Annotated in this window: 12 protein-coding genes and 2 pseudogenes; 7 read left to right on the top strand and 7 right to left on the bottom strand. The window is 40.0% G+C overall.

The window, feature by feature from the left end; all coding sequences use genetic code 11:
- Nucleotides 1–9 precede the first annotated feature (9 nt).
- Together OLW01_RS14415 and OLW01_RS14410 are read left to right on the top strand one after the other, a co-directional pair.
- The gene (locus tag OLW01_RS14415; RefSeq protein WP_268076638.1) at nt 10–1,518 is read left to right on the top strand and encodes a tryptophan halogenase family protein; all 1,509 of its coding nucleotides are present in this window, start codon (nt 10–12) and stop codon (nt 1,516–1,518) included.
- Nucleotide 1,519: 1 nt separating this feature from the next.
- Entirely contained in the window at nt 1,520–2,797 is a 1,278-nt protein-coding gene (locus OLW01_RS14410) for a tryptophan 7-halogenase (RefSeq protein ID WP_268076637.1), read from the top strand.
- Here OLW01_RS14410 and OLW01_RS14405 read toward each other — a convergent pair.
- Nucleotides 2,792–5,659, bottom strand: a complete 2,868-nt coding sequence (locus tag OLW01_RS14405; protein WP_268076636.1) for a glycosyl hydrolase 115 family protein — start codon at nt 5,657–5,659, stop codon at nt 2,792–2,794. The genes OLW01_RS14410 and OLW01_RS14405 overlap by 6 nt on opposite strands.
- A 372-nt stretch (nt 5,660–6,031) precedes the next feature.
- Here OLW01_RS14405 and OLW01_RS14400 point away from each other — a divergent pair, with 372 nt between their 5' ends.
- Nucleotides 6,032–7,201 (top strand): carbohydrate binding domain-containing protein, encoded by a 1,170-nt coding sequence (locus OLW01_RS14400; protein WP_268076635.1) that lies wholly within the window; start codon nt 6,032–6,034, stop codon nt 7,199–7,201.
- Between the two features lie 71 nt (nt 7,202–7,272).
- Entirely contained in the window at nt 7,273–8,115 is an 843-nt protein-coding gene (locus OLW01_RS14395; RefSeq protein ID WP_268076634.1) for a type 2 periplasmic-binding domain-containing protein, read from the top strand.
- A gap of 304 nt (nt 8,116–8,419) precedes the next feature.
- Here OLW01_RS14395 and OLW01_RS14390 read toward each other — a convergent pair whose 3' ends face one another.
- The 4 genes from OLW01_RS14390 to OLW01_RS14375 form a co-directional block, all read right to left on the bottom strand.
- Entirely contained in the window at nt 8,420–9,658 is a 1,239-nt protein-coding gene (locus tag OLW01_RS14390) for a GDSL-type esterase/lipase family protein (protein WP_268076633.1), read from the bottom strand.
- Nucleotides 9,659–9,695: 37 nt separating this feature from the next.
- Nucleotides 9,696–11,051, bottom strand: a complete 1,356-nt coding sequence (locus tag OLW01_RS14385) for a DUF1593 domain-containing protein (RefSeq protein WP_268076632.1) — start codon at nt 11,049–11,051, stop codon at nt 9,696–9,698.
- A gap of 59 nt (nt 11,052–11,110) precedes the next feature.
- A complete protein-coding gene (locus OLW01_RS14380) occupies nt 11,111–14,164 on the bottom strand; it encodes a glycosyl hydrolase 115 family protein (RefSeq protein WP_268076631.1) in 3,054 nt (1,017 codons plus the stop codon).
- A gap of 75 nt (nt 14,165–14,239) precedes the next feature.
- Nucleotides 14,240–16,858 carry a glycosyl hydrolase 115 family protein gene (locus OLW01_RS14375; protein WP_268076630.1) on the bottom strand — a complete coding sequence of 873 codons (2,619 nt, stop codon included), beginning with the start codon at nt 16,856–16,858 and terminating at the stop codon, nt 14,240–14,242.
- A gap of 360 nt (nt 16,859–17,218) precedes the next feature.
- On the opposite strand from OLW01_RS14375, the gene OLW01_RS14370 reads away from it, so the two are divergent.
- From OLW01_RS14370 to OLW01_RS14365, 3 genes and pseudogenes are all read left to right on the top strand, one after another.
- The gene (locus OLW01_RS14370) at nt 17,219–19,459 is read left to right on the top strand and encodes a carbohydrate binding domain-containing protein (RefSeq protein WP_268076629.1); all 2,241 of its coding nucleotides are present in this window, start codon (nt 17,219–17,221) and stop codon (nt 19,457–19,459) included.
- A 190-nt stretch (nt 19,460–19,649) separates the two neighbouring features.
- Nucleotides 19,650–19,853 (top strand): annotated as a pseudogene (locus tag OLW01_RS18505) (ISAs1 family transposase); the annotation flags it as partial.
- A 413-nt stretch (nt 19,854–20,266) separates the two neighbouring features.
- Nucleotides 20,267–21,910: an IS1634 family transposase gene (locus tag OLW01_RS14365; RefSeq protein ID WP_268073610.1), complete on the top strand. Its 1,644-nt coding sequence runs from the start codon at nt 20,267–20,269 to the stop codon at nt 21,908–21,910.
- On the opposite strand, the pseudogene gnd reads toward OLW01_RS14365, so the two are convergent.
- Nucleotides 21,877–23,295, bottom strand: a pseudogene (gnd, locus tag OLW01_RS14360) (decarboxylating NADP(+)-dependent phosphogluconate dehydrogenase). The gene OLW01_RS14365 and the pseudogene gnd sit on opposite strands and share 34 nt — an antisense overlap.
- 45 nt (nt 23,296–23,340) lie before the next feature.
- Nucleotides 23,341–24,813, bottom strand: coding sequence for a mannitol dehydrogenase family protein (locus tag OLW01_RS14355; protein WP_268076628.1), 1,473 nt, complete (start codon nt 24,811–24,813; stop codon nt 23,341–23,343).
- Nucleotides 24,814–24,864: the final 51 nt, after the last annotated feature.

The following is a 24,864-nucleotide window of genomic DNA, read 5'->3' as shown; positions in this document are numbered from 1 at the left end:
AAAACCGTTATGCAAAATCAACAACCTCTTAAACTACTAAAAAAAATTGTCATTTTAGGTGGTGGTACGGCTGGTTGGATGACTGCCGCGGCCCTCTCCCGAACATTAAAATCTGACTTTTACCAAGTCGTTCTCGTTGAATCGGCACAAATTGGTACAGTTGGAGTTGGTGAAGCAACCATACCGCATATTCGAGAATTTAACACAATGTTAGGTATTAACGAAGTCGAGTTTATGCGTGCTACAGATGCAACCTTCAAGCTAGCCATCCGATTTAAAGGATGGGGCGCTGATAACGCTGATTATTTTCATCCGTTTTCAGACTACGCAACTGAACTACAAAATATACAAGTACAACATTTGTTATTGGCTACACAAAAACAACAAAAAATTGAATTAGATAAGTATTCAATTGCCTCGATGGCGGCAAAAAGTTTTAGGTTTTGTTTACCTGAACAACAGCCACCAGGATTACTTAATAACTACTCGTATGCATATCACCTTAACGCAACCAAGTATGCAACTTTTTTGCGTTCATATAGCGAAAAAAATGGTGTAAAACACATTGAAGGTAACCTTAAATCTGTCGAACTAGCGATTGACTCAAGCATTAAAGCTCTGCAATTAGAAGATGGTCGGCAAGTAACTGGGGATTTTTTTATCGATTGCTCTGGATTTAATGCTCTATTATTAGGCAAGACATTGCAAGTTGAATACAAGGATTGGTCTGAATGGCTAAAGTGCGATCGCGCTATTGCGATGCCAAGTAAAATAACTGAAAATATGCCGCCTTATACTCAATCCACAGCACATTCGTGTGGTTGGATGTGGAGTATTCCGCTACAAAACCGCACGGGCAATGGCATTGTTTATAGCAGTAAACATTTAACTGATAATAAAGCTGCGGACTTGCTCTGTCAGCATTTACAAATTCCCAAAGTTTCTGAATTTAAGACTATAAAATTTAAAGCTGGAATGCGTAAGCAATGCTGGCAAAAAAACTGCGTAGCAATTGGTCTATCGAGTGGATTTTTAGAACCACTCGAATCCACGAGCATTTATTTGATTCAGGTTGCTATCATGCGCTTACTCGAGCTACTACCCAGTAAAAATGATTTTATGTACGCCCAACAAGAATTTAATCGATTGCTTAAGCGCGAATATATCAGAGTGAGAGATTTTATTATATTGCATTACTGGTTGAATGAACGTAACGAACCGTTTTGGCAATCGTGTAGAAAAATGCAGCTTCCAACATCGCTGGAAGAAATAATACAAACTTATCAGCAAACGGGAGAGATATTCGAAACAGATTACGGCTTGTTTCAACGCCCTAGTTGGCTAGCAGTTACCTTTGGTCAGGGGCTTGTACCCCAACAATATGATGCAAGAGCTAGGCATATACCATTAGAAGAGATAGAAACGTTTTTGAACCGCTATACTAAAGCTCAAGATAGGTCTATTGCTAGTATGTCCAGCCACTCAGATTATTTAGCTAAAATACTAGGTAAACATTAAGATGAAAATATTACTCAAGGGGAATAATTTAGCATCTTGGATGATAGCGTTAGCATTGCAGCAATATAAGCAACTAAAAGTTACTGTAACTGGTAAACCGGAACAACCATGCTACCCCGCAGTCGTTTCAGCTTTACCATTGTTTAAAACCGTAATTGCTCAGTGCAGTATCGATCAAAATGTATTTTTTAATTTTATGCAACCTCGCCCTTTGCTCGCATTGCAGCTTGCTTCGATTGAGGAGCATTTCCCAAAGTGGTGTGCTTTTTCTAACTATGGGGCACCGCTAGGGCCGGTCAAATTCCATGAAATTTTTTCTAAGCTACACTTAAATAATAATAATATTGGTAGTTACAGTGACTTTTCACTGGCCATTCAGTTGGCGAAACAAGGTAAGTTTTCTCCGCCGGTCGACGATATAAATTCGCCTTTTTCAACTTTTGATGTTGGTTATATCTTCGACACAGCTCAGCTCCTGTTATTTTGTCAAAAGCAATGTCGCCAAGTTGCTTGTAGTCCTTCTGTGCAATACGAAAATGATTTCGACTTAATTATTGATTCTGCGGCTATAAATAATAACAACGAAAAAGTTCAAGGCCTGACGTGGCAAGAACTAACCAAACCGAATAACTCAGACAAATTTTCCAAACAGATAAAACAGGTTGAAGACGGAATTTATACGAGCATTTTCAGCAATAATGGGGTTAAAAACTGCCAACTCATCTATCACTCGGTTGAAGCAAACAGTACGAGTTCGATGTTGATTAAATACGCAAAGAATGCAATTAAAACTAGCGTAATTGAGCTACAAAAATTACAATCTGAAACGCAAAAATCCGGGGCACAAACTAAAGTTGTAGAGGTACCTCAGGATTGGAGGCATCCTTGTAGCATTCTTTCTCCACTGGACTTTATTTGTGCTTTTATTTCAGGTTTGCTCAAATATTTTCCGAGTGACAATAAGCATTCTTCTTTATTGTACCGTCACTATTCCCAAATATCAGACTCATTATTAGACTTCGAGTCTTTGGTAAAAGATTTATTGCTTAACAATGATGATAACCCTTTACTCAAACACTATTTGGCAACCTCAAGCATCCCCGAGCGTGAGCTTAGTTGGATACACCCTGACTGGTACATAGGTGCGTTATTGGAGTTTAACAAAACCCCTAAGATGGAAACGCCATTGGCTCGGCAAGCGCCAATGGCGAGATGTATCACTTTACACCAACAGGTTAAAATGGTTTTTCAACGCATTTTAACCAATTTAAGCTTATAACTTTACGCTTTGTGGTGGGCCCAGATAACTGGGTTTTAACCCGCCAGTATCAATTTGAATTTTTTCAATGCCTAAACCTGGGTCAAACATATGCAATTTTAGTTTGTAGTTACCCGGCGTTTTAACTTTCAATTGACTAATGGCCTTATTCACTGAATTACGTACGGCATCTGCCCACACATTACCTTTAGCTTTTAGCGATAGGTCTATCACTTGAATTGGTTGGTCATTAAGAGAAATACCTAAACGCATCTTTTTGTTCGGAAACATCTTTAACGTTGGCAAAGTATATACTTCAATTGGGAAAGTGCCGCTAGAAGTAAAGCTGACATTATATTCTACAACAGGGTGAGGTTCGTCTACCTCAAAGCTAACATAGGTTTTAGGAAAAACTGCTATTGTACTGCTATCTCTCGTTCTGCCTAAACCTTCAATTACCTGCCATCGATGTCCCCTCGCGCCCTGATTATGACTAAAATTGGCCGCATTAATTGAAATGTAGCCATCACTTTCAACAAAGCCTTTTGCGGTGTTTTTAATATGCTCTTCGATTTTAGTGACTTCAACACTGATGTTTGCTCTTTGATAGCTTGTTCCACGAATTTGCACATTCCCCTTGTGGTTACCCGCTTTAAGTTTCGACCAATCGATTGCAATTTTTAGCTCTTTAAGATTTAGAACTTTGCCGCTCATTTCAGATATTTTCAACCAATCATCTGAGGTGTTCACCTTGAAACTGAACGCTTTAGAGCCTCTGTTGAATATTTCTATCGTGCGCTCTTGTTGGCCGAGAGAGTCAAATTTAAGTGAAAACCAACTTTTTGCCGGAAACGCTGTCGGTTCACCCTCTACTTGCAGACCCATTTCTGCGCCTTCATGAGGTTGGTATTCATGTAACACCGGCATCGTATTTACTGGGGGCGCATTCCAACTCTCGTAACCAATATAAGCCTGGTCCATAAAGTGTTGCCACTTGCCACCGTTTAATTGGTCGTATTGCTGTTTCAAGTCAGCATCAAGCTTGAACAATTTTTTAGCCAACAACCGATACTCATCCGTATATGAACGACCTTGAGCTGCATATAAGCGATTTTTGGCAGTGGCAATATAAAGTTTGGTTAAATTTGCACTGGCTTTAACGGGATGAAGGACAAGTTGAAAAAACGCATCTTTTTTAGATTGTTCAATTTCTTGATAGATACGCTCTGCCATCGTAACCATTTCAGTTAATTCTTGTTCAACTCTATTCGCTTCGTTGTAATGCATTAAATTATAGGTGTCGGGCGACATAAGCTCCGGTTTGCGACGACCATTATGGCGCGTATAACCTTCGATTAAGCTATTAATCTGTGATGCATATTTAGCACCAAATTCTCGCTCAGCCCATGCAATACCATATTCGGATAGATTGCTGCGATTAAAATCTTCCGGATCCCAAGCCATCGATAAGAAAAACTCGATTGGAAATTCCATTGGCTTTAAGTCACCAACATTCGTAATCCAAATTTTATTGGCATTGTACGCATAAGCCTGATGCATTTGTTCCCAAATTTTCGTAATAGGTACTGTGTTAATCCATCGGTATGAACGAGGCCCCCCAACATAATCGAAATGATAATATACTCCTGCGCCTCCAGCACGGCTCTGCTCGTCTTGGGTTGGTAATCGGCGGATATTGCCCCAATTATCATCAGCCCATAATAGCGTGATGTCATCAGGTACGCGCATGCCTTTTTCGTAATAAGCCTGAACTTCTTTATATAAACACCATACTTGTGGTATTTCATCCAGCTCGCGGTCGGTAATATGGTTTTGTAAAATCTTACGTTGGTCGGCAACAATACGTTCTAGCAATGCAATGTTTTCACCTTCTTCCATTGCCTTATCTTCGCGCCCGCGCATACCCATAGTATACAAACTTTCGTATGGCGCGTTACGTTTTACTCCCCTCACCCAAAAGTCTTTTAAATTTTCAGCATTTGTAGAGTAACGCCATTCGCCTTCGCCATCTCTATCCCATTCTTTGTCCGCTCTCATCATGGGTTCATGATGCGACGTCCCCATTACAATGCCGTATTCATCTGCTAGGATCATATTTTGTGCATCGTCATCGGCAAACGCATTGTTCCACATGGCGGGCCATAAATAATTACCTTTCAGTCGCAACAAAAGTTCAAAAACTTTTACATAAAATTTGTGATTATAACCCCCGTGATTTTTCTGCGTCCAATTAGACAAAGCTGGCGCTTCATCATTTAAGAAAATACCCCGATATTTAACTTTAGGAATTTCTACAATCGGTTTATCAATTTTACTATACAAGGTTTTTGACTGTTTTATCGGAACATCTGCCCAGTAATACCAAGGCGAAACGCCCGCTTGTAGACTCACATCATAAATGCCGTAGATGACGCCTCGTTTATTAGAGCCAGCAATAACCAAAGCCTTCGATATGTCGGCTTGAGGGATATTTACCGTTTGTAACGTAAAGCTGTCCCATTGTCCTTTAATAGCAGAAAAGTCAGCTTTATTTCCTGTTTGAAGCTCTGATAGGACGGGATCAGTTGCAATATTTCCGATAATAATTGCTTGACCTGAAATATCCGTGATCTCGTGCACAATTTCCAGGCGTTTGCCTGTCACGGCTTTAATGTCCCTTCGCAAGTCTTGCACAGCACGAAGTACGCCTTTTTCGGCATTTTTATCTACATAAATGGTTGCCGTCTCTTTTCCTACAATTTCAACTGCCGATGGAACATAATAATTGTAAGTATGTTTTGGCGTGCCTATGCTTGCTATCGCATTATTTAGCAAAAGCATAGTAAATGCTGTAAAAAACAGTTTTAATTTAAGTAATTTCATCTCTACCCTAATAGTCATAATAACAATTTAATTGAATATATAGAATATGTCCTACATTTTCAATTATTGTTAGGTGTTTTTAAAATTAATATTAACAATACCACATGCCTTTTCACTCGAAAGTATATTTAAACTTGGAAAATTTTTAAATAAAGCTACTAAATAGATAATCTTTCCCCATAAAAAGAACAAGTTTATTTACAAGGCTTATTAGTATGTGTTTAAGAATCGCTAGGATTTTTTAAATTTAATATAACAATATCTTGACATTAAGTATTTAAACGACCAGAATGAACGATGTGGTAACAATGACTACAATAAGTATTATTGATGTACGGTTGTTAAAACCTAAAAATTTATCGGGATAAGCAAATGCAAAAGCTAAACAAAATACTCTTAATAATGGTTACGTCAGGCGCTTTAAGTGCTTGTTCAGACGAAGATTCATCTAGCACCACCGTTTTACCCATTGAGGAAGTTGATCAAGAAGAAACTGGATTTGTTTTAGATAGAGATCTATCAAATAACATTTATGGACGTTCAACCTTTGAAGATGGCACTACTGGTGGGTGGGAAGCAAACAGCGACAGTGTAAATGTAACGACATCTCAAGATGCCCAAGATGGCGTATATTCATTAGCCGTTTCCGGTCGTAGTAACATCAACGACGCTGCTGGGGTAGAGCTTCTAAATAATACGTTCCAGCAAGATAAATACAAATTTTCAGCCCATGTTAAACTTACTCAACCGACTAACGATGTAAATGCTAAACTGGTTGCCAAATATACATTTCCGCGGACGCCTACAGCGGCAGATCCAAAAGATTTTTATGAGCAAATAGTTACATTGACTGATAGTGAGGTTGTAACGAGTGAAGATTGGACCGAACTTGCTGGCGAACACACTATAGCATTAGCAAGTACTTTTGCAGAGCAAGGTTTAACCGAACCTTTATCAGGACCTCTGAGCGTTGTGATCTATCCACAAATCGACAGCCAGAATGCCGATTATTTGATGGACTCTTTTTTGATTTCCGAGCCAAGCTGGCCGCAAAACGGAGCAATTTCACTTGAGGCAGAGTGCGCAATAGTAGGCTCAACATGGAGTAAACTTGAAGATAATAGTGCAAGTGGTCAACAATATGTCGTTGTTGATAGCACAGGTTTAGCTGACACATCACCCTCATGGTTAGATAAAGCCGCTTATGTTCAGTTTGATTTTAATGTGACACAAGAACAGTTGGATGCAACTCAAGGTCAAGATTACAAACTATATTATCGTTACATTGCAGGAGCAAGCGGAACGAATGATTCGATATTTGCGGCATACTCTGACGGTACAACACAAACTGGCTTTACAAAACTGGAGCCTAACCGCAATTTGGCTTGGGAATGGTCTGAATATTCAATTCCAAATCTGACACCGGGTGATCACACTGTCATATTCCATTGGCGTGAAGACGGCTTCAAACTTGATAAAGTTATTATTTCGCCTGACGTACCAGAAGGTAAGGAGCGTCGAGGAATAAACTGCGGCGAATAATGTAAAATGTTTTAATAGCAGCCCAAGTGGCTGCTTGCGCCCTCTTAAATTAACTTTTGGTAGGTAACAGAATGAAAAAATGGTCGCTGTTTTGTTTTCTCCTCCTTATGACACTATCAATAAAATTTCACGCTCAAGAAATTGTGGTTAATCGCTCCGATGATTTAAATAACCAATACCAATTTAAACTGTTATCAACAGTGCTCTCTAGAGCTCAAGACAAAAAATACCAAATCAAACAATATGATCATGTTTTGAACCAAACTCAAATGGTCCAAAAACTTAAGAGCCAAGAACTAGATGTTATGTGGGCTGGCACTAAAAAACTTTATGAACAGGAACTCAGAGCAATATATATTCCTTTATTTAAAGGGCTTTTGGGTTACAGGTTAATGATAGTCAGAGAAGAAGATAAAGATCGATACCGAGATATTAACAACATAGAAGACTTACGATCTATTAACATGGGACAAGGCCGCTTGTGGGCTGATGCTAAAATATTGCAAAGTGCTGGCATGAACTTAGTGACAACTTTAAAGTACGAAAACTTATTTTATATGCTGGAAGGTGGCCGCTTTGACGCTTTTCCCCGGGGTGTTTTTGAACCATTTAGTGAAATAAAAAAGTATAAGCATTTACCGCTTACGGTAGAACCCCACCTCGTCATCGCTTATCCACTTGCGGCTTACTACTTTGTTAGAAAAGACAATAATGAGCTTGCACGTGTAATTGAAGATGGCTTGCTTAAATTAATAGAGTCTGGTGAATTTGATCAAATATTAGAAAATGATGAAATGGTCGGAACAGCATTATCCAAAGCCAACTTGGCAGATCGTACCATCATACGCATAGATAACCCCTACCTTTCAGATAAAACTCCCTTTAATGATGAACGACTGTGGTATAAATTTTAACGACATATACTACTTAGCTTAGGTTTTGACTTAATCAGTGGTGTTTTGTAAAACAGGTGCGGTTCAAAGCCGAACAGCTTTTAACTGCACTTCGGTTCAGAGCTAAGCCACCTAATTGAATTATTTAACCTTATAGCTCTTCATGGTTTCGAAAGAGCACTTTTATGCGTGGACAAGGCAAATTCAAGCGTCAATAGCCAGCCTATTGCAAGGGTATTTAACACAGTCCCTGTAAAAAAGGCTGCTCAAAACATCTTCATTGAAGTTAAGTATGCCTAATATTTTGCTTAAAGGTAAAGTCCTTCTATTGTGCGAACAAACTTAAATCAATTGCTTCAGCCAACGCTTTATAGCCTGAAATGTTTAAATGAAGGTCGTCTACTGCATATGCAGGCAATAAATATGTTGGCTTATTTGGATTTCGTACAATGGCGTCAAAATCAAATACCCCATCGTATATACCTTGCTCAACTGAGGTAGTTCTAATCCAATTATTCACTTGCTGCCTAACGGCTTCTTTTTCACCTTTTGTCACATTGCTGCCCATTGGCGTAATGGTTGCACCATATACTTTTAGACCTTGCTCCCGTGCATTTTTTGCCATTTTCTTGTAATTATCAATTACAAAAGGCGCCGATCGGTTGTTTCCATAAACAATGTCATTGATACCAACAAATATAATTAAATACCCAGCGCCTTGAATATTTTCAACATCCCATTTATAGCGCTCCACACCCATTTTAGAACTAGAACCACCGATTCCCACGTTGGCAATACCTATATGTTTGGTTTTTGGGTTATGTGCTAAACGAGTTGCTAAATAGTCAGTCCATCTGGTGTGATGGTTATATTTTGTGCCGTAACCATCTGTGATTGAATCACCTAATGCCACAATTGTTTTACTGGAAGGGGCTATTACTTCAATTGCTGTTGCGGTATACCAAATATCTTTTCTAATTGCGCCTTGCATGTTTTTGTTGGATACCGCGTCCCCTTTAGCAAAAAAAGATGTAGTCCGGGCACCACGATGCCCTGTTATTGGTTTTTCCGCGATTTGGCCGTATTGAAGACTCAAAGCAACAACCGACAAAGCTGGTAGGTTAAAGTGAACTGGGTCAGAATAAATTGTGCCGCCAGCAGGAATTGTCACACTGAAACTATCTGCAAACTTTAATGGTGTGTCAGTGGATAAATCTATTTCACCATCTGCTGCACTGGCGTCCGGTGTGACAGCTTTGGAAATGTGTGCTTTTTTAATAGTTACGGGTTGCTTGCCAAAACGATTGGAAAGTTTTATCCGCACTGTTTCCCCCGCTAAAGAGGTACGCATAAACATACGCAGCGTATCATTCGCTAGAGGCTTGGGGGGGAAATGCCCTTTAGACATCCAAAAACCTTCTCTAATGTTTTCGGTAGCAGTTGCCCAAGTTGTCACCCATGCTGTTGATTGATCATTATCAGGAGAAGTGGAGGCACACCCAGAAATCAGCCCAATGAATAGTCCTAATAACGGGGCGATTAAAATTTTAATTCTTTTATCCATTATAAATATAAACCTATGATTTATTTTAAAGTTTCGACTATTGAACGTTCACGACTAAACGTCTAAAAGCATACAGATTTGGTTGACCTGAGTCGTGAATCGTTAAAATGACATGGATACTTTTCCCTTGTGCGTCTTGCGGTATTGCCAGTTGCGTTTGTTCGGTATTAGCGGCTTCAATGTTTACTTTGCCTTTGTAACTACTCGCTTCAGAGTAAACTGCCCACAAATAATTTAAATCGTTACCGTCTGGATCGCTCGAACCTTTCGCTGACAAGTCAATTGAGCTACCTGCCCTTGCCATCGTATAAAGTACTTTTTGCTGATGTCTATTATTTAAAACGGCTATGGGGTGGTGATTTGCTTGAGTGTATTCGCTGGTTATGCTCCAGTCCATCCGCGCCTGAAAATCGTTATTGTAGGCGGTTTTCCAGCGACTAATTGCAGCCCCCCCTTCTGCTGAATCACCATACATAAAATAAGGGTCGTACAATGAATCTTCACCTTGCATGCATTCCATCCCGCGGATCCCAGCCTGTTTTTCTGTTGCAAAACGTCCGCCCCAACCACCTTGTGCAATTTGTGTTGGATCGTTTAACGCTGGGTTTACCAAATGCATAAAAGCAGGCGTATCACCTTCTGTTGCCCATTTTCTGTCTGGGTAAGCGGCTCCCAATGTGCCGTGGTTTTGTATATTTTCAGCTAGATACTCATCCGATGGCTGCCAACTGTATACTGCTTTACTACGTATATATAAAAGTTCAGGAAAGTTTTTTGCAATCCAAGTTCCGGCATCGTCTTGGCCTAAAATATCATAAACCCGAATACGTTTGATAATATTGGATAATTCAGCAGCTGTTCGGTTGTGCTTCAAATCCCAAAGTGCTTGAGCTATTGTATTACACCCACCCCAACAGGTTAACCAGAGTGGTCTGGGGTCGTCTTTATCAATTGAGGTAATTATAAGATCAGAACCGGGAGAACTTTTACCCATACCCACATCACTCATCCCATAACCCGTTTGCCCTATTACAGAAACGGACTGTAAAAAGCCGGGTGTTGGGAAGTCCGGTGCATGTTTTATTAAGTTAGGGTAAACTTGTTGATATGCCTGCAAAATATTATCGACATACTGGGTGTCTTGCTGTGATTTTTTCCAGCAACCAGTCGAGGTGATAATACCTTCGATATCTATCTGGTTAGCCATTACCAATTGTCGGATAAGAGATTGCTGGTCGTCTGGATCTGCCCCCATATCCGTCGTGTGAATGACGCGCGCTTTATGACTCGTTGCGTTAACTTCGCTGTCATTTTTAGCCGATCCGCATCCGGAAAATAGCATGACAGCGAAAGATAAGGCTAAAATATTAATTAATTTATTTCGATTTATCATATTTAAGACCTGACTAAGTTAACGGCCAATAACACCCGTTATTTTCTTCTAATTTGGTTTTACTCATCTTCTATTTCAACCGTAAATTTATCTAATACCACACCTGCATCTACCATCCAAATTTTGATTTCTTGTACGCCTGGTTGGTCAATTTTGTGGTTGGAGATACCGAAGGCAGCAGCGCGCAAGGTATTTACATTCCATTTTTTTGAATATTCTTTGGCATATAAATCAATGATTTGTGGGGCTTCACCATTAAGTGAAATGGCATATCTAACCCCTGGATGTTGTGAAGTGATTTTATGAGTGGGTAAAGCTTGCGTCTGTATTTTTACGCGTCCGGTGCTTGCGGCATAGAATTGATAGCTTAAAGACGGGCTTTGTGCTTGCAATCTGGATACATTAACGCTTTTGGTTGTAATGGGGTGCACTGTCATTGCATGTTGAGATGCTGCTGCATTGTCGAGTTGTTGCCAATGACTACCATTTTTACCATTAGCTTTGGCAAAATAATGTTCCGCTTCAATTTCAACCACCCCTTTATTTTCAACCGCTTTGGGCAATTTACCTAGTGGCAAGTCAGCCGGATTAAAAATAGCCAGTTCAATTGCATATGTGCTTTTTCCGTCTGATATTCTTAATGATGCTGGCACGTTTGTGCCGATTGGTGCTGATTGCCAATCTATTCCCACTGTAATTCTGGCATCTTGGTTCCCTCTCGTTTGACTGACGTCGACCCAAGGATGGCTGGCTTTTACGAACCAGCGGCTAGATTGCTTGCCTTGATTAAACACATCAATAAAATATTGCGTATTTGCGGCGCGATTGAATAAAGGAAGTTTGCCTTTTTCATTTATACCTATTGGCTCTGCCTGACCTTCAAGTGCCACGGCGAGTTGCATTTTATCCGGTGCTTGGTAATTACCTAATTTAGGCATACGCCACGGATTTTGCGTTTCGTAACCCCATGTTGGCAAATCAGTTAGCGGCATTGGGCTGAGCATGTTCTGCCACTTACCTTGCGCATTAACCTTATTGTAAAATTGGGTTTCTGCCATTAGGGCTTGATGCGCTTGGGTAGATTTGGCCGCCAGCTCATCTGTCGCTGCTCGCTGTTGTTTTGCCCATAATCGACTACGTTCTGCATATAACTCTTTTTGGTTAATTAAATGCGAAGCGCGTAATGGATATAAGACCATTTGATAAAATGCACTTTGCAGGTTTTTATCTAAATTCTGATATACCATATTGGCAATTTTGGCTGTCTGAGCAAATTTGTTTAATCTTTGTGCTGCTTCGTCGCCTTTGGCGATCATACTAAAGGTATTGTCACCACTGGTATGCATATGTTCTGGACGTTTAACAATGTTCAAGCTGAAATAATTGTGCATCACATTGGCAATGTCTTGCGCGTATTGTTGACCAAATGTGCGCTGTGCCCATTGAGTAAAATACTTATGCTGATCAAAATTTCTAAAGGCTTCAGGATTTCTTGCCATACGTAAGAAAAACTCTGTACCAAATTCGTGTGGTTTTATATCACCAACGTTAACGATCCAAATTTTATTCGCATTAAAATCCCAAGCTTTAATCATTTCAGCATATGTCATGCCTGGCGGTGTACTGTTTAACCATAAATAGCTGGCAGGTACACCCCAATATGACAAGTGATAATAAACCCCTGAACCGCCTGTGCGCTTTTGTTCTTCGGGCGTCGACAGTTGACGAATATACCCATGGTTATCATCAGGCCATACCATAATTACATCGTCTGGGAGCTCTAGTCCCGATTGATACTGAACTAAGGTTTCTTTATAAGGAATAAAGATTTGTGGAATTTCAGTTGGGTTGTGATGAACATGCTCAGCAATCATTTTGCGCTGATCTGGAATGATATCGTTTTGAATTTTTTTAGCTTTGCCTTCGTCTGTTGTACCTTCTGGTGCGAGCATTCCAACGTCGGTTCGCCCGCGCATACCTATAGTATAAATATTTTCATATTCTGCAGTTTCCTTAACTCGTTCTTCCCAAAAATTAAATATAGTGTCTCGATTGGTCCAATAGTTATATTCACCATGTACTTCATCTTTAAATTCATGGCTATTAGTTAACATGGGTTCATGATGCGAAGTGCTAATTACAATAGCATATTTGTCCGCCATTTCTTTGTTACCTGGCATCAGGTAAAACGGTGTAGTTTCACGCGGGAACTCGTGCATGCCGGGCCAAATCATATTCGCATGTAACCGCAATAATAATTCATATACGGTTGCGTAAGTTTTTGGTCCAATGTTGCCCGTTTCAGGTTCAAAGGTTTTACTTGCCCAAGGTAATAATCCCCAATCTTCGTCGTTTATAAAAATACCGCGATATTTGACAGCCGGAGATGGCTGAATATGTTGACCTGATACATACAATGCTTGTTTATTTGGTGCGGGTACATCTCCCCAAAAATGCCAAGGAGAAATCCCAATTGCTTCAGATAATGCAAAAACACCATAGGCCGTACCCCGTCTGTCACTGCCCGCAATAACTAAAGCTTGCGCGACGCCTTCTAGTGGTTTTTTGACTACTTGTGCGGTATAAGCTTCCCACTTGCCGTTAATTTCAGAAACATCTATCTTTCTATTTTTAATTAATTTATCAATTAGTGGGCTGTCACCGACTGTACCTACTATGACAATAGTGTCACCACTTGGTTTTTGCGTTGAGGTTGAAACTTTAGCGCCTGTGACCATTTTAATATCTTGTGCCAGCGCTTGTGCAGCGACTTCAACTACTTTTGCGTCTAGCTCACTGTAATAAATTGTTACTGCGCTCGATTTGTCAGCAATTTTTATTGAGTCTGCTGTTGCATACTCCGTTACCGGCATAAAAGGGATTGCTAAATAGTTGTCAAGCGAAGCGTTAACTTGCATACCATCGTAAGGTTGCCATTTGCTGCTAGACGCGTGTTCGGAAGTGACTTGTTCTGGCTGTTGATTGCCAGTACCTCCACAACTGCTTAAGAAACTAATAAATAAACAGAACGCCATCATGTTTTTGCGGCGTAAACCGCTATTCTGGTGTGTATTTTTAGCAGCTAAATTAGCTAAATTCGTCAAGATAAACATGCAAATAGAACCTTAGTCACGGTATTATTTTTAAATATAGAATTTTGAATAATGTTTAATTATTTACAGCGATGTTTATTTGTCATCGCTGTCAAATAACGAATTGAAAAACTCAGAAAGAGAAAACGACTCTTTTGGCTTTTCAGTTTGGATCGTTTCAATAATAAGTTTTTCCAATACAATATTATCGTCAATTCGATAAAGTTTAATTTCGTGTTGCCCTTGCGGTAAATCTGTAAATTGAGCTTCTAAAGTTTGTTTGTTGTTTATAACCGCTTTAGCCCACGCTTTTTCTTCAGGAGTATGTTGACCACCGCCTGTTGCATGCAGATCATAACTTAGTATCGTCGCGGGTCTGTCACCAACAGCAATCGCTAGCCTGACGCCTCCACGGCCAATAGTGTCGAGTGTTGGGCTCAACTCAATTGTAATGTTGGCTTTGCCGTAAGCGGGTTGCTCAAACGAATAAGATAAATAAACTTTGTCTGCTACATCTGTTGCAGCTTGACCTTGTGGTAAGGCCAGTACACCCGCTTTGCTTTGACCCAAATGTTCAATATTCGTCCAAGTTAAGCCTTTATTATTTGAAGCTTTTACGTAGTCGCTTGCTGCAATAACCTGAACGTTATCGGCTTGAGATAAAGGCTCGAATTGAACTTGGATGTTATTTTTACCGCCATAAATTTTCGATACCGTAGGCATGGTCTGCTGTTTAGGATCATTCCAGCTTACATAGTTCATATGTACTTGGTTGATCATGCCATCCCATTTACCATTATTAATTTGATGATATTGACTGGTAAGCTCAGCATCTCTAGCAAAGTTACGTTCTACTATGTCCATAAAATAGTTGGCACGTACATCAATTGCATCAACCAGTTTTTTGTTCCACGCAGCAGCAAAGTACATTTCATACAAGTTGCTCATAGATGCAATTGGCCATTCAACTAGTTGGAAAAACGCAGAATATTGTTCTTCAGTCACTTTCTCTTTAACAGCTTCCATATCTGCTTCTAAAGCTTGCCACTTGTTATAGTGCTGATAAAACTCTCCACCTTTTAACTTGGGCGTTGCCACTTCACCGGTTTCGAAGGTATCTTGATTGATAAGCTCTGGTTTGCGCATGGCTGAATATGTACCGTAACGCTCAATTAAATCGGCAATATCACTTGCGAGTTCTGCGCCAAAAGATTGTTTCGCAAAATCTTGTGCATATTTAGCAAGTGCTGCTTTGTCTATAGCTTCAGGATCCCAAGCCATCGTTAAGAAGAAATCGATAGGGAATTCTATTGGTTTTAAATCACCCACATTAACAACCCATAAATCTTTAGCGCCACGTTGATACGACAAGTCCATTTGTTGCCAAACTTTGCCGATTTGAATTGTATTTGTCCACTTATAGTTGCGTGGTACACCTACATAGTCAAAGTGATAATAAACACCAAAACCCCCTTCACGGTCGATATCTTTGGTTGGTAAACGACGTACTTGGCCCCAGTTGTCATCTGCAAATAGTAAAGTTATGTCATCCGGAACACTCATACCCTGGTCGTAATAATCTTGGACTTCTTTATACAAAGCCCAAACTTGTGGTGTTTCGCTTGCTGGCTTTTGCGTTGCGTCTGCAATAATTTTTCTCTGATCTTCAACTACTTTTTCAAGTAATTCAATGGCAGTTCCTTCCGACATAGGTTCATCCCCGTCGCCACGCATACCAACAGTTACTAATGACTCATATGGTGTGCCATCCCCTTTTGACATCATGCGCTCAATACCACCGCGCCAAAAGTTATTGATGTTTTCACGGTTAGTCTCGTAGTTCCATGCACCACCGCCTGCTGGATTTTCCGATTTTTTGTGCCACTCAGCGTGCGCACGTGTCATGGGCTCATGGTGTGATGTCCCCATCACTATGCCCATATTGTCTGCAAGTGCGGTATTTTTCGGATCGTCTACATGAAATGCTTTGCCCCACATTGCTGGCCAAATGTAGTTACCTTTTAAACGTAAGAGCAGGTCGAACACGCGTTCATACATACCTGAATTAACACCACCAAATTTCTTTTGTGCCCAACCTTTTAAAGCAGGATCTTCATCGTTAATAAAAATACCGCGATAACGCACTTTAGGTTGGTCTGACTTAGCGCCAGCTGTGATGTAAACATTATTTTGTGTTTGGGTTGGTACATCAGCAAACCAATACCAAGGTGAAACGCCCATTTGCTCAGAAATATCTAAAGTACCAAAAATTGCTCCGCGACGATCTGAGCCAACAACAACCAATGCTTGTTCAACGTTTGGCCAAGGTTTTTTTACAACGACAACTTTGTAACCTTCCCACTGCCCAGCAATATCGTCTACCGACAATTTATTGTCTGCGATCAAGCCATCAACTAGTGGATTTTTGCCGAGTACACCAATCAACACAACAGGTTGTTTGACGTTTTTTACGTTGTGTAACAACTGTGAACTTTTACCACTAACACGTTGTAAATCTTCTGCAAAAACTTTTGCAACTCTTTGAATAGCGGGGTCTGCTGCGTTGCTCACTAAAACTGGTAATGGTTGACCATTTTCAATTAATGGCAAACCACCATTGTTTTGAAAACACACAGAAGCAGGTTTTTCGCAAGCCATAGCCCCGGCGGATAGGAAAGCGCACATGAGTGCAACCGAAGTAAATATTTTTTTCATAATCGGATCTTTTAATTACTCATTTAATTATGTTATTGTCAAATGTACCATTAAAGTTATCATGGCAACAGTTATCATGGCAACTAAATTTTTACAAAGAAAATAAATATAAATATACAATTTTGGCGTTTATTAACCTCGTTAAAATTTTTTAATCATGTATGAGTTAAACCAATTTTAGCAATTTTAATGAAAGTTAAGTTGTAATGATTAGCAAAAACTAATTCTAATTTTATCTAGAAAAACACGAATAATAAATTTTTCTCGAAACTATAATTAACAAAATATTGACATCTTTTTTTAAAAATGACTATAATCAATTAGTCTTGATGACCATATTAACAACTTAAAGGTGGGCACGTGAATAGATTCAATTTAAATAAAGTACTCCTTGTCATCTTAGCTTCTGGTGCGCTAGGTGCATGTGGTATCGAAAAAAACAATGATACATCTGCGATTAAACAAGGGATTGAGGATGGTACGCAAAATATCCCAAACACAGCATATTCCAATGATTTTGAAGACGGAATTTCTTACCCTTGGGAAACAAGAGGCTCTGCTATTGTAGTGAATACCACAGGAGGGAAAGACAGTGAACGTGCGCTGATGGTAACCTCTTCTGACGGAAATAACCAAGGTGCGGGTATTGAGTTAGTCAACCAATTAAGTATGAATACTCAGTATGGTTTTAGCACTTGGGTTAAATTAAGTAATATCGTAGATCTTGCAGAGAATGGTGTCGTAACCGTTAATGCTAAGGTCGTTGCTCGATATGAATTCCCATCAGCTCAAGAGCAATATGTCGAGGTGGTAGAGCCAACTAAGGTAGCCGATAGTTGGACACAGCTTGCGGCTGATTTCACAACAGGTGTGAATGGGATTGACGAAGCTCCAACGTCAGTGACGGTTTATGTCGAAACAGATCAGACTTCAGCGAAATTCTTAATCGATAACTTTACTTTCACTAAACCTCAAGGCGCACAAACGTCTGGTGGGGTGACTACAGCACCTCCAGGCAGCGTTTTCTTTGATAACTTTGAAGACAACGATACGAGTAATTGGGTTAGTAATTCAGATTCTGCTGTTGTTACTGCTGTAGATGATGCAAGAGTCGGTGATCTGGCTTTATCGATAAGCGGACGCTCCTCGGCTGATGATTCACTCAGTATTCAATTAAAAAACCAGCTTTATAGCATGGTAGATAGTACAAACACAGAAAATGACGAATCAATGCCGCTTGAATATGGCTTTAATACCTGGTTGAAATTGGGTGCACCTGTTTCAGTAGGCGAAGGTGACGAGCCAGTAACCGCAACAGTTTTAGCTAAATATACTTGGATGGATGGTGATGACGTAGTTTCAACTGCGACAACAGTCGTCGCGCCTGAACAAGAAATTACTGAAGAGTGGATGCGTGTTAAAACCAACTATACAGTTGGGGTGAGTGGTTTTGAGGATGAACCTTCTAGCATTGAGTTTATGATTAAGAGTAATTATGCTGAATCTCAATTGGTAATTGATGAGTTTTACCTTGCAGATAAATTCTCATCTGCCAGACCAACTGGTTATGCACCTTATATTTCAGAAAATGTCTATCAAGAAGATTTTTCTGATGGTGATGCGAGTGATTGGCAAACTACGGGGACAGCTTCGGTCTCTGTCGTGGATGAACCAGGTACGTCGAACAAAGTATTATCAATTACAGACCGAACTCACTTTAGAGATAGAGCCGGTGTAGAAGTTGGCGGTGCGTTAACTCAAATGGGATCGGTTTACGGTTTCAATGCTTCAATTAAATTGGCAAATATGCCTGCCGATACAGCTTCTGCACGATTATTGGCAAAATACACTTACCCAGACCCGAACGACGCGAATGCTACTGTTGAGGAGTTTGTCGTTATTTCTGATTTCAAAGAGTTATCATCGGACTGGTTGACTTTCTCTACTAATTACAAAGCGGGTATTGATAGCTATGATAGCAGTCCAAGCTCTATCGTACTGTATGTTGAAAGTGATAACACTGAGGCAGATCTGTTAGTTGATGACCTTATGTTTGGCGAGCCAATATACGGTGCCGCAACAACGGGTGGCACACCAATTTCGACAGTTGCAAGTATATGGGTAGATGCCGAATGTGCCGCTCATGTTGGGGACTATTGGCTCACAGAAAGTGATGAATTAGCAAGTGGCGGTAATTATGTTGTTATACCAAATAACTCCGCAACAGCAGATTATCCAGAAGACTATACTAATCCAGGTTTGTATCCTACTTTCACCGATAAAAAAGTACACGTTGATTTTAAAGTTAATTTAACGTCAGATAATGCGGGTGATTATGAAGTATATGTCCGTCGTCAAACTGCAGGGGGCGGTGATGATTCGATATTTGTTGCGGTAAATGACGATTTCAACTCCGGCCGTCACTTCTTTAATCACAATGCATCTCCAACTTGGGGTTGGGCTTCAATAGGTACTTATACATTTGCAAGAGGTGAAAACACAATCAGTTTTGCACCACGTGAAAAAGGCTTTAAGTTGGATAGCATTTATGTAGGGACCAGTATGCCAGAAGGAAAAGGCGAAACCGGATGTAATTTCTAGGTCTATTTTATTCTTCATGAATGTCAAATCCAGTGATCGAAGTTGGTCACTGGATTTTTTGTTTAAGTTAACCGATTATTTAAGGGGTATATGTCTTTTTTTACCGCATCAGCTATGTTGTCAGGTGTTAAAGACCGGAAGACATTAAGCAATTTGAGACCCCAATACACTGTTTGAAAAACTCACCAACGCGATTGATAATTCGTCTCATTGAGTGGCGGATGTCATATTCGAAGTGGATGATTCATGTATTAGACTTGGTGACGCACCAGAAAACATGGCGACATTTATATTTTTTGCGAGGAATTGCGCTCAATAAAAAATAGTATTAAAGGAAAGCTTAAGCAGAGCCGCATGGTCTGCTAATGCTTGGGGAAAACTATTGTTTGTTTGAAAATCACTCAAGTTTGAGTTTGCCCTGCAATACATAGTACAACAACCAATGTGTGTTATTGACATAGAGTAATTATGCAATAATTGCCTGGAAGCCATTATAAAACTAACAGACAATTTGCAAAATTAATTTAGATATATCACTGTGGTTAGCCTGTCAACTGCAAAATCAGAGCAGCAATAGCTTCACTTATGAAATCGGGAGCTTATTTTCCCGAGTTAGGCGCCTTAAAAAGCTATACGTTGTAGGTAGTTGAAGCAGTATCACCACCTCGGCCCGTCCAATTTGTATGGAAGAACTTACCTCTAGCTATATCCGATATTGATCAGACGATCATTCAATAATTTTATTTTTAGGGATCGTCAGATCCTCTTAAAAAACATAAAATAGCACTTCAATTTATTGAGGTGAATATGAAATTAAAAATCAAACGGTTAGATCATCATGGAATTGTAGCAGGCGTAATTGACGACTTGAAACTAGTTGAATTAATAGACCAATATTTACCTCAAGATGAAAAGCAAGAGATAACACCAGGTGAAGCGGTTAAAGGCATGATTATGAACGGGTTGGGCTTTTCTAACCGACCTTTGAGCCTCACACCACAATTTTTTGAAAATTTGCCAATGGAGCATCTTTTTAGACAAGGAGTCGAGGCAAGTCACTTTAACCGTCACAAATTAGGACGCACACTCGACCAATGCAGCGACTTTGGTTGTGACAATCTTTTTGCTCGTATTGCCTATCAAGCTTGCCAAATAGAGCAAGTCGACACCCAATTTCAATCTTTAGATACAACAAGTTATTCACTTACAGGCCAATACAATATAGATGATGAACAAGAAGATGAAATTCCAATTCAAATCAAACATGGATACAGCAAAGACCATAGACCTGATTTAAAACAAATCGTGCAAGAGATGATTGTTACGCAAGACGGCGGCGTCCCTATGCTCAGTAAAAATTGGGATGGCAATGCATCTGACAGCACTATATTTAGAGAGCGTGCCAGCGCATTGGTAGATACATTCAAAGCAAGCGATGCCCCCAAATTTTGTATAGCAGACAGCAAATTTTACCACAAAGAAAATGCCGAATTTCTCCAACAAATTCGATTTATCACTCTCATTCCATCCACGATAAAATTAGAAAATCAGTCCATTTCAGAAGCGTTAACGGCCAATGATTGGACACGTATCAACGACAACTATCAATACAGACCGCTTAGAGTTGAGCATATGGATATTGAGCAGCGTTGGCTGGTTGTTTACTCTAACGCAGCAAAAGCACGTGCACAGAAAAGCATCGAAGGTTTAGTGGCTAAAGAGCGCAAAGCATTGGATAAAGCCCTATTTCATTTGCAAGCGCAAAGATTTGCTTGTGAAACGGATGCACAAAGCGCCTTAGCAGTATTAGATAAAAAGCAAAAATACCATAGTTTAAGCATTGCTGAGTGCAACGCACATAATCAATATGAAGGAAAAGGCCGACCCAAAAAAGATGCGGTGGTTCAATCAGTGCAATGGCAACTTATCGGCCAAGTGACCGAAGATAAAGCCGCGCAACAGAATTACGTCGAACAAAAATCTTGTTTTGTATTGGCAACAAATGCCTGTGAAACTGAGTTAAGCGATGAATGCGTTTTTGAGCGCTACAAAGCGCAATCTCATGTTGAGCGAGGGTTTAGATTTTTAAAAGACCCACTATTTTTTGTCTCGTCACTTTTTATAAAAAAGCCAAGCAGAATCGATGCCTTGTTGATGATTATGACGCTGTCGTTATTGGTTTATAGCATAGGTCAAAGACGGTTACGTGCGAATATGGCTAAAGCGCAAATAACCATTCCAAATCAGATAAATAAACCAATTAGCAATCCAACTTTACGTTGGGTATTCCAGTGTTTTGAAGGTGTAAACCTAGTGCAGCTTGATACCCACTATGACTATGAGTTGGTGCATGTGGATGGGATAAATGACGTGAGGAATAGTGTAATCCAGCAGCTCGCAGGATGTGCTGAACGCTACTATAAAATTAATAATTTTGAGCTTGGGGTCTGATCAATGTCGGCTATATCTTTGCGTTCGTAGGTATGTGCTCCAAAATAATCTCGTTGAGCTTGCAACAAGTTAGCGGGTAAGTTTTCGCTGCGATAGCCGTCAAAATAGCTTAACGCTGAGGATAAACAAGGGACGGATATGCCTTGTAGCGTTGCGAGCCGCTACTACTTGGCGCCAGACATCTTGTGTTGAGTGCATGACATTTGAGAAATATTCATCCAATAATAAGTTGCTTAATTCACTGTCTTTGTCATAAGCTGCTTTAATATTTTCTAAGAATAGAGAACGAATAATACAGCCGCCGCGCCACATAAGTGCAATTGCACCATAGTCAAGCTCCCAATTATATTCTTTGGCCGCTTCACGCATTAGAGCAAAACCTTGTGCGTAAGAGACAATTTTGGATGCCAATAAAGCTTGTTTTAAACCTTCAATAAATTCGGTTCTGTCACCGTCAAAAGAGACTTTCGCCCCTTGTAATCTTTTAGATGCTTCAGTGCGCTCAGTCTTAATGGCCGATAAACAGCGCGCGAATACCGCTTCTCCGATAAGTGTTAATGGTACACCTAAATGTAGCGCCGTAACACCTGTCCACTTGCCAGTGCCTTTTTGCCCAGCAGTATCTCAGATGTTATCAACTAGAGGCTCGCCATTTTCTTTGTAACCGAGAATATCAGCAGTGATTTCAATTAAATAGCTGCTTAATTCAGTTTTGTTCCAGTCAGAAAATACCGCTTGCATTTCATCAACTGACATCCCTAATAAATCACGCATTAATGTGTAAGCTTCGCATATCAACTGCATGTCACCGTATTCAATACCATTGTGAACCATTTTCACAAAATGGCCAGAACCGTCACTCCCGACCCAGTCGCAGCATGGTACGCTTAATTCACCATTTGAATGAGTAACTTTAGCTGCAATTGCTTGAAATATAGGTTTTACGTGTGGCCACGCTTCTTTAGCACCACCTGGCATAATCGACGGACCTAATAATGCGCCTTCTTCTCCGCCAGAAACACCAGAACCGATATACAGTAAACCTTTTTAGGCTAAAGCTTTGGTACGACGATTTGAATCTTCAAATTGACTATTACCACCATCAATAATGATGTCACCTTCATCTAAATGAGGAATAAGTTGTTCTATAAAATCATCAACAGGCTGGCCTGATTTAACCATCAACATTATTTTGCGAGGCTTTTCTAACGAGTCAACCAAGCTCGCTACCGATTCCGCATCTCGGATAGGTTTCCTTCAGCTCTACCTGTTAAAAAGCTTTCAACTTTATTGTACGAGCGGTTATAAGCGGTAACGGTAAATCCTTTACTGGCCATGTTTAAGACAATGTTTTCGCCCATTACGGCAAGACCAACGACGCCAATGTCTGATTTTTATTTCATAAGTTCTCCTAAGTAATAATCGGTATGTTATTTTAGTGCTGCTAACAGGTTATCTTGTGTGCGCATCAACTTGCTGTATGCATTTATAATTGATGGTAAAAACTGAGGATGTTGAATTAACTCCGAACAAACGAGCCCTTCTACATTTAGTAATTTAGCGACATTAGCAGCATTGTCATCGGTGAAGTTTGCGACTGCAGCATACAATCTTTCTGCCATAGGGTCGTTTAGACTCTTACCCGCTTTATATTCACTTACTACGAAATGGATCCAACATGCTACAACGAGTGCTAAATTTTTGGTTGGTCGACCCGCACGTAAATTTTCCAACATGGGTTCTAAAATACGGATGGAAATTTTAATGGAACCGTCACATGCAATTTGTGCTAACTTGTGTTGAATTTTTGAGTTTTCAAAACGCGCTATAATATCACGTGAATATTTATATAAATTTAACCCTTTTGGTAGATTAATACTGGGTGAAATTTCTTGGTCTACTAGCTCAAGCAAAAAATCTTTGACCAAAGGCTCAGAAATGGCTTGGTACACAGTATCGAATCCCGTTAAGCAGCCTAAGTATGCTAGCGTTGAGTGCAAGCCGTTAAGTATTCTTAGTTTGGTGTGCTCATATCCCGCTACGTCATTGCTAAATACAACACCAACCTCTTGCCATCTTGGCTGTTCACCACTTAAACAATCTTCAATAACCCATTGAGTAAACATTTCGCGCTGCACAGGAGATAAGTCTTTAATCCCCAGCTCGGCTTCGACTAAATCAACTGTTGCTTGCTCTGTTTTGGGCGTAATACTATCAACCATTGTATTAGGGAAGCACACATTTTGGCTAATCCAATTGACCAGTTCAGGATGCAAATATTGACTGAAGGCGAGCACTGCATCTTTTAGCTTTTTACCATTTTCAGGCAAATTATCACATGCAATTACATTAAACGCAGGGGTTTGCTCACTGAAACGCTTAAATAATGCGAGACTGATAATGCCAATAATAGAATTGGGTGAGTTTGTATTGTTGAGATCGTGTTGAATATCAGGGTTTTTGATATCTAATAATCCAGCTGAGTTTAAACAATATCCCTTTTCAGTGACAGTTACAGAGACAATTTTAGTGTCTGGATTAACCATTCGATCGATCACTTTTTCAATTTCCTGCTGCGCTACTAAAACCTCTTTGAGTGCGCCAATCACTTGAAATTGGTTGTTATCCGCCAATTTAGCAATGGTATACAAGCCGTCCTGTGCACTGAGGTTTTTGCGTAACGTTTCATTTCGCATCGCTACACCACATATACCCCAATCTCCACCATATTGATTCATTGCTTGTTCTGTGTAATATGCTTGATGTGAGCGATGAAACGCACCTAAACCTAAGTGCACTATGCCAATTTTAACTTGATCTCGGTTGTAGTGAGGTAATGTAATGTTGGCATTACAAGCCCCAGTCTCAGCCAAATGGCTGAGACTTTTATTGTTTAAATTCATGATAACTCTCTTTAGTTGTCCAGACAGATACACTCGACAACATAATAACGT

The organism is Catenovulum adriaticum, from assembly GCF_026725475.1.
Taxonomy (GTDB): Bacteria; Pseudomonadota; Gammaproteobacteria; order Enterobacterales; family Alteromonadaceae; genus Catenovulum; species Catenovulum adriaticum.
Note: the sequence above shows the minus strand (reverse complement) of the source record. Positions and strands in the feature narration are given on the sequence as shown.

Excerpts from the sequence above, each read along its gene's own strand:
- OLW01_RS14390 (WP_268076633.1), bottom strand. The coding sequence starts at position 9,658 with ATGGATAAAAGAATTAAAATTTTAATCGCCCCGTTATTAGGACTATTC.
- OLW01_RS14405 (WP_268076636.1), bottom strand. The coding sequence starts at position 5,659 with ATGAAATTACTTAAATTAAAACTGTTTTTTACAGCATTTACTATGCTT.
- OLW01_RS14415 (WP_268076638.1), top strand. The coding sequence starts at position 10 with ATGCAAAATCAACAACCTCTTAAACTACTAAAAAAAATTGTCATTTTA.
- OLW01_RS14400 (WP_268076635.1), top strand. The coding sequence starts at position 6,032 with ATGCAAAAGCTAAACAAAATACTCTTAATAATGGTTACGTCAGGCGCT.
- OLW01_RS14380 (WP_268076631.1), bottom strand. The coding sequence starts at position 14,164 with ATGTTTATCTTGACGAATTTAGCTAATTTAGCTGCTAAAAATACACAC.
- OLW01_RS14410 (WP_268076637.1), top strand. The coding sequence starts at position 1,520 with ATGAAAATATTACTCAAGGGGAATAATTTAGCATCTTGGATGATAGCG.
- OLW01_RS14365 (WP_268073610.1), top strand. The coding sequence starts at position 20,267 with ATGAAATTAAAAATCAAACGGTTAGATCATCATGGAATTGTAGCAGGC.
- OLW01_RS14385 (WP_268076632.1), bottom strand. The coding sequence starts at position 11,051 with ATGATAAATCGAAATAAATTAATTAATATTTTAGCCTTATCTTTCGCT.
- OLW01_RS14395 (WP_268076634.1), top strand. The coding sequence starts at position 7,273 with ATGAAAAAATGGTCGCTGTTTTGTTTTCTCCTCCTTATGACACTATCA.
- OLW01_RS14355 (WP_268076628.1), bottom strand. The coding sequence starts at position 24,813 with ATGAATTTAAACAATAAAAGTCTCAGCCATTTGGCTGAGACTGGGGCT.
- OLW01_RS14375 (WP_268076630.1), bottom strand. The coding sequence starts at position 16,858 with ATGAAAAAAATATTTACTTCGGTTGCACTCATGTGCGCTTTCCTATCC.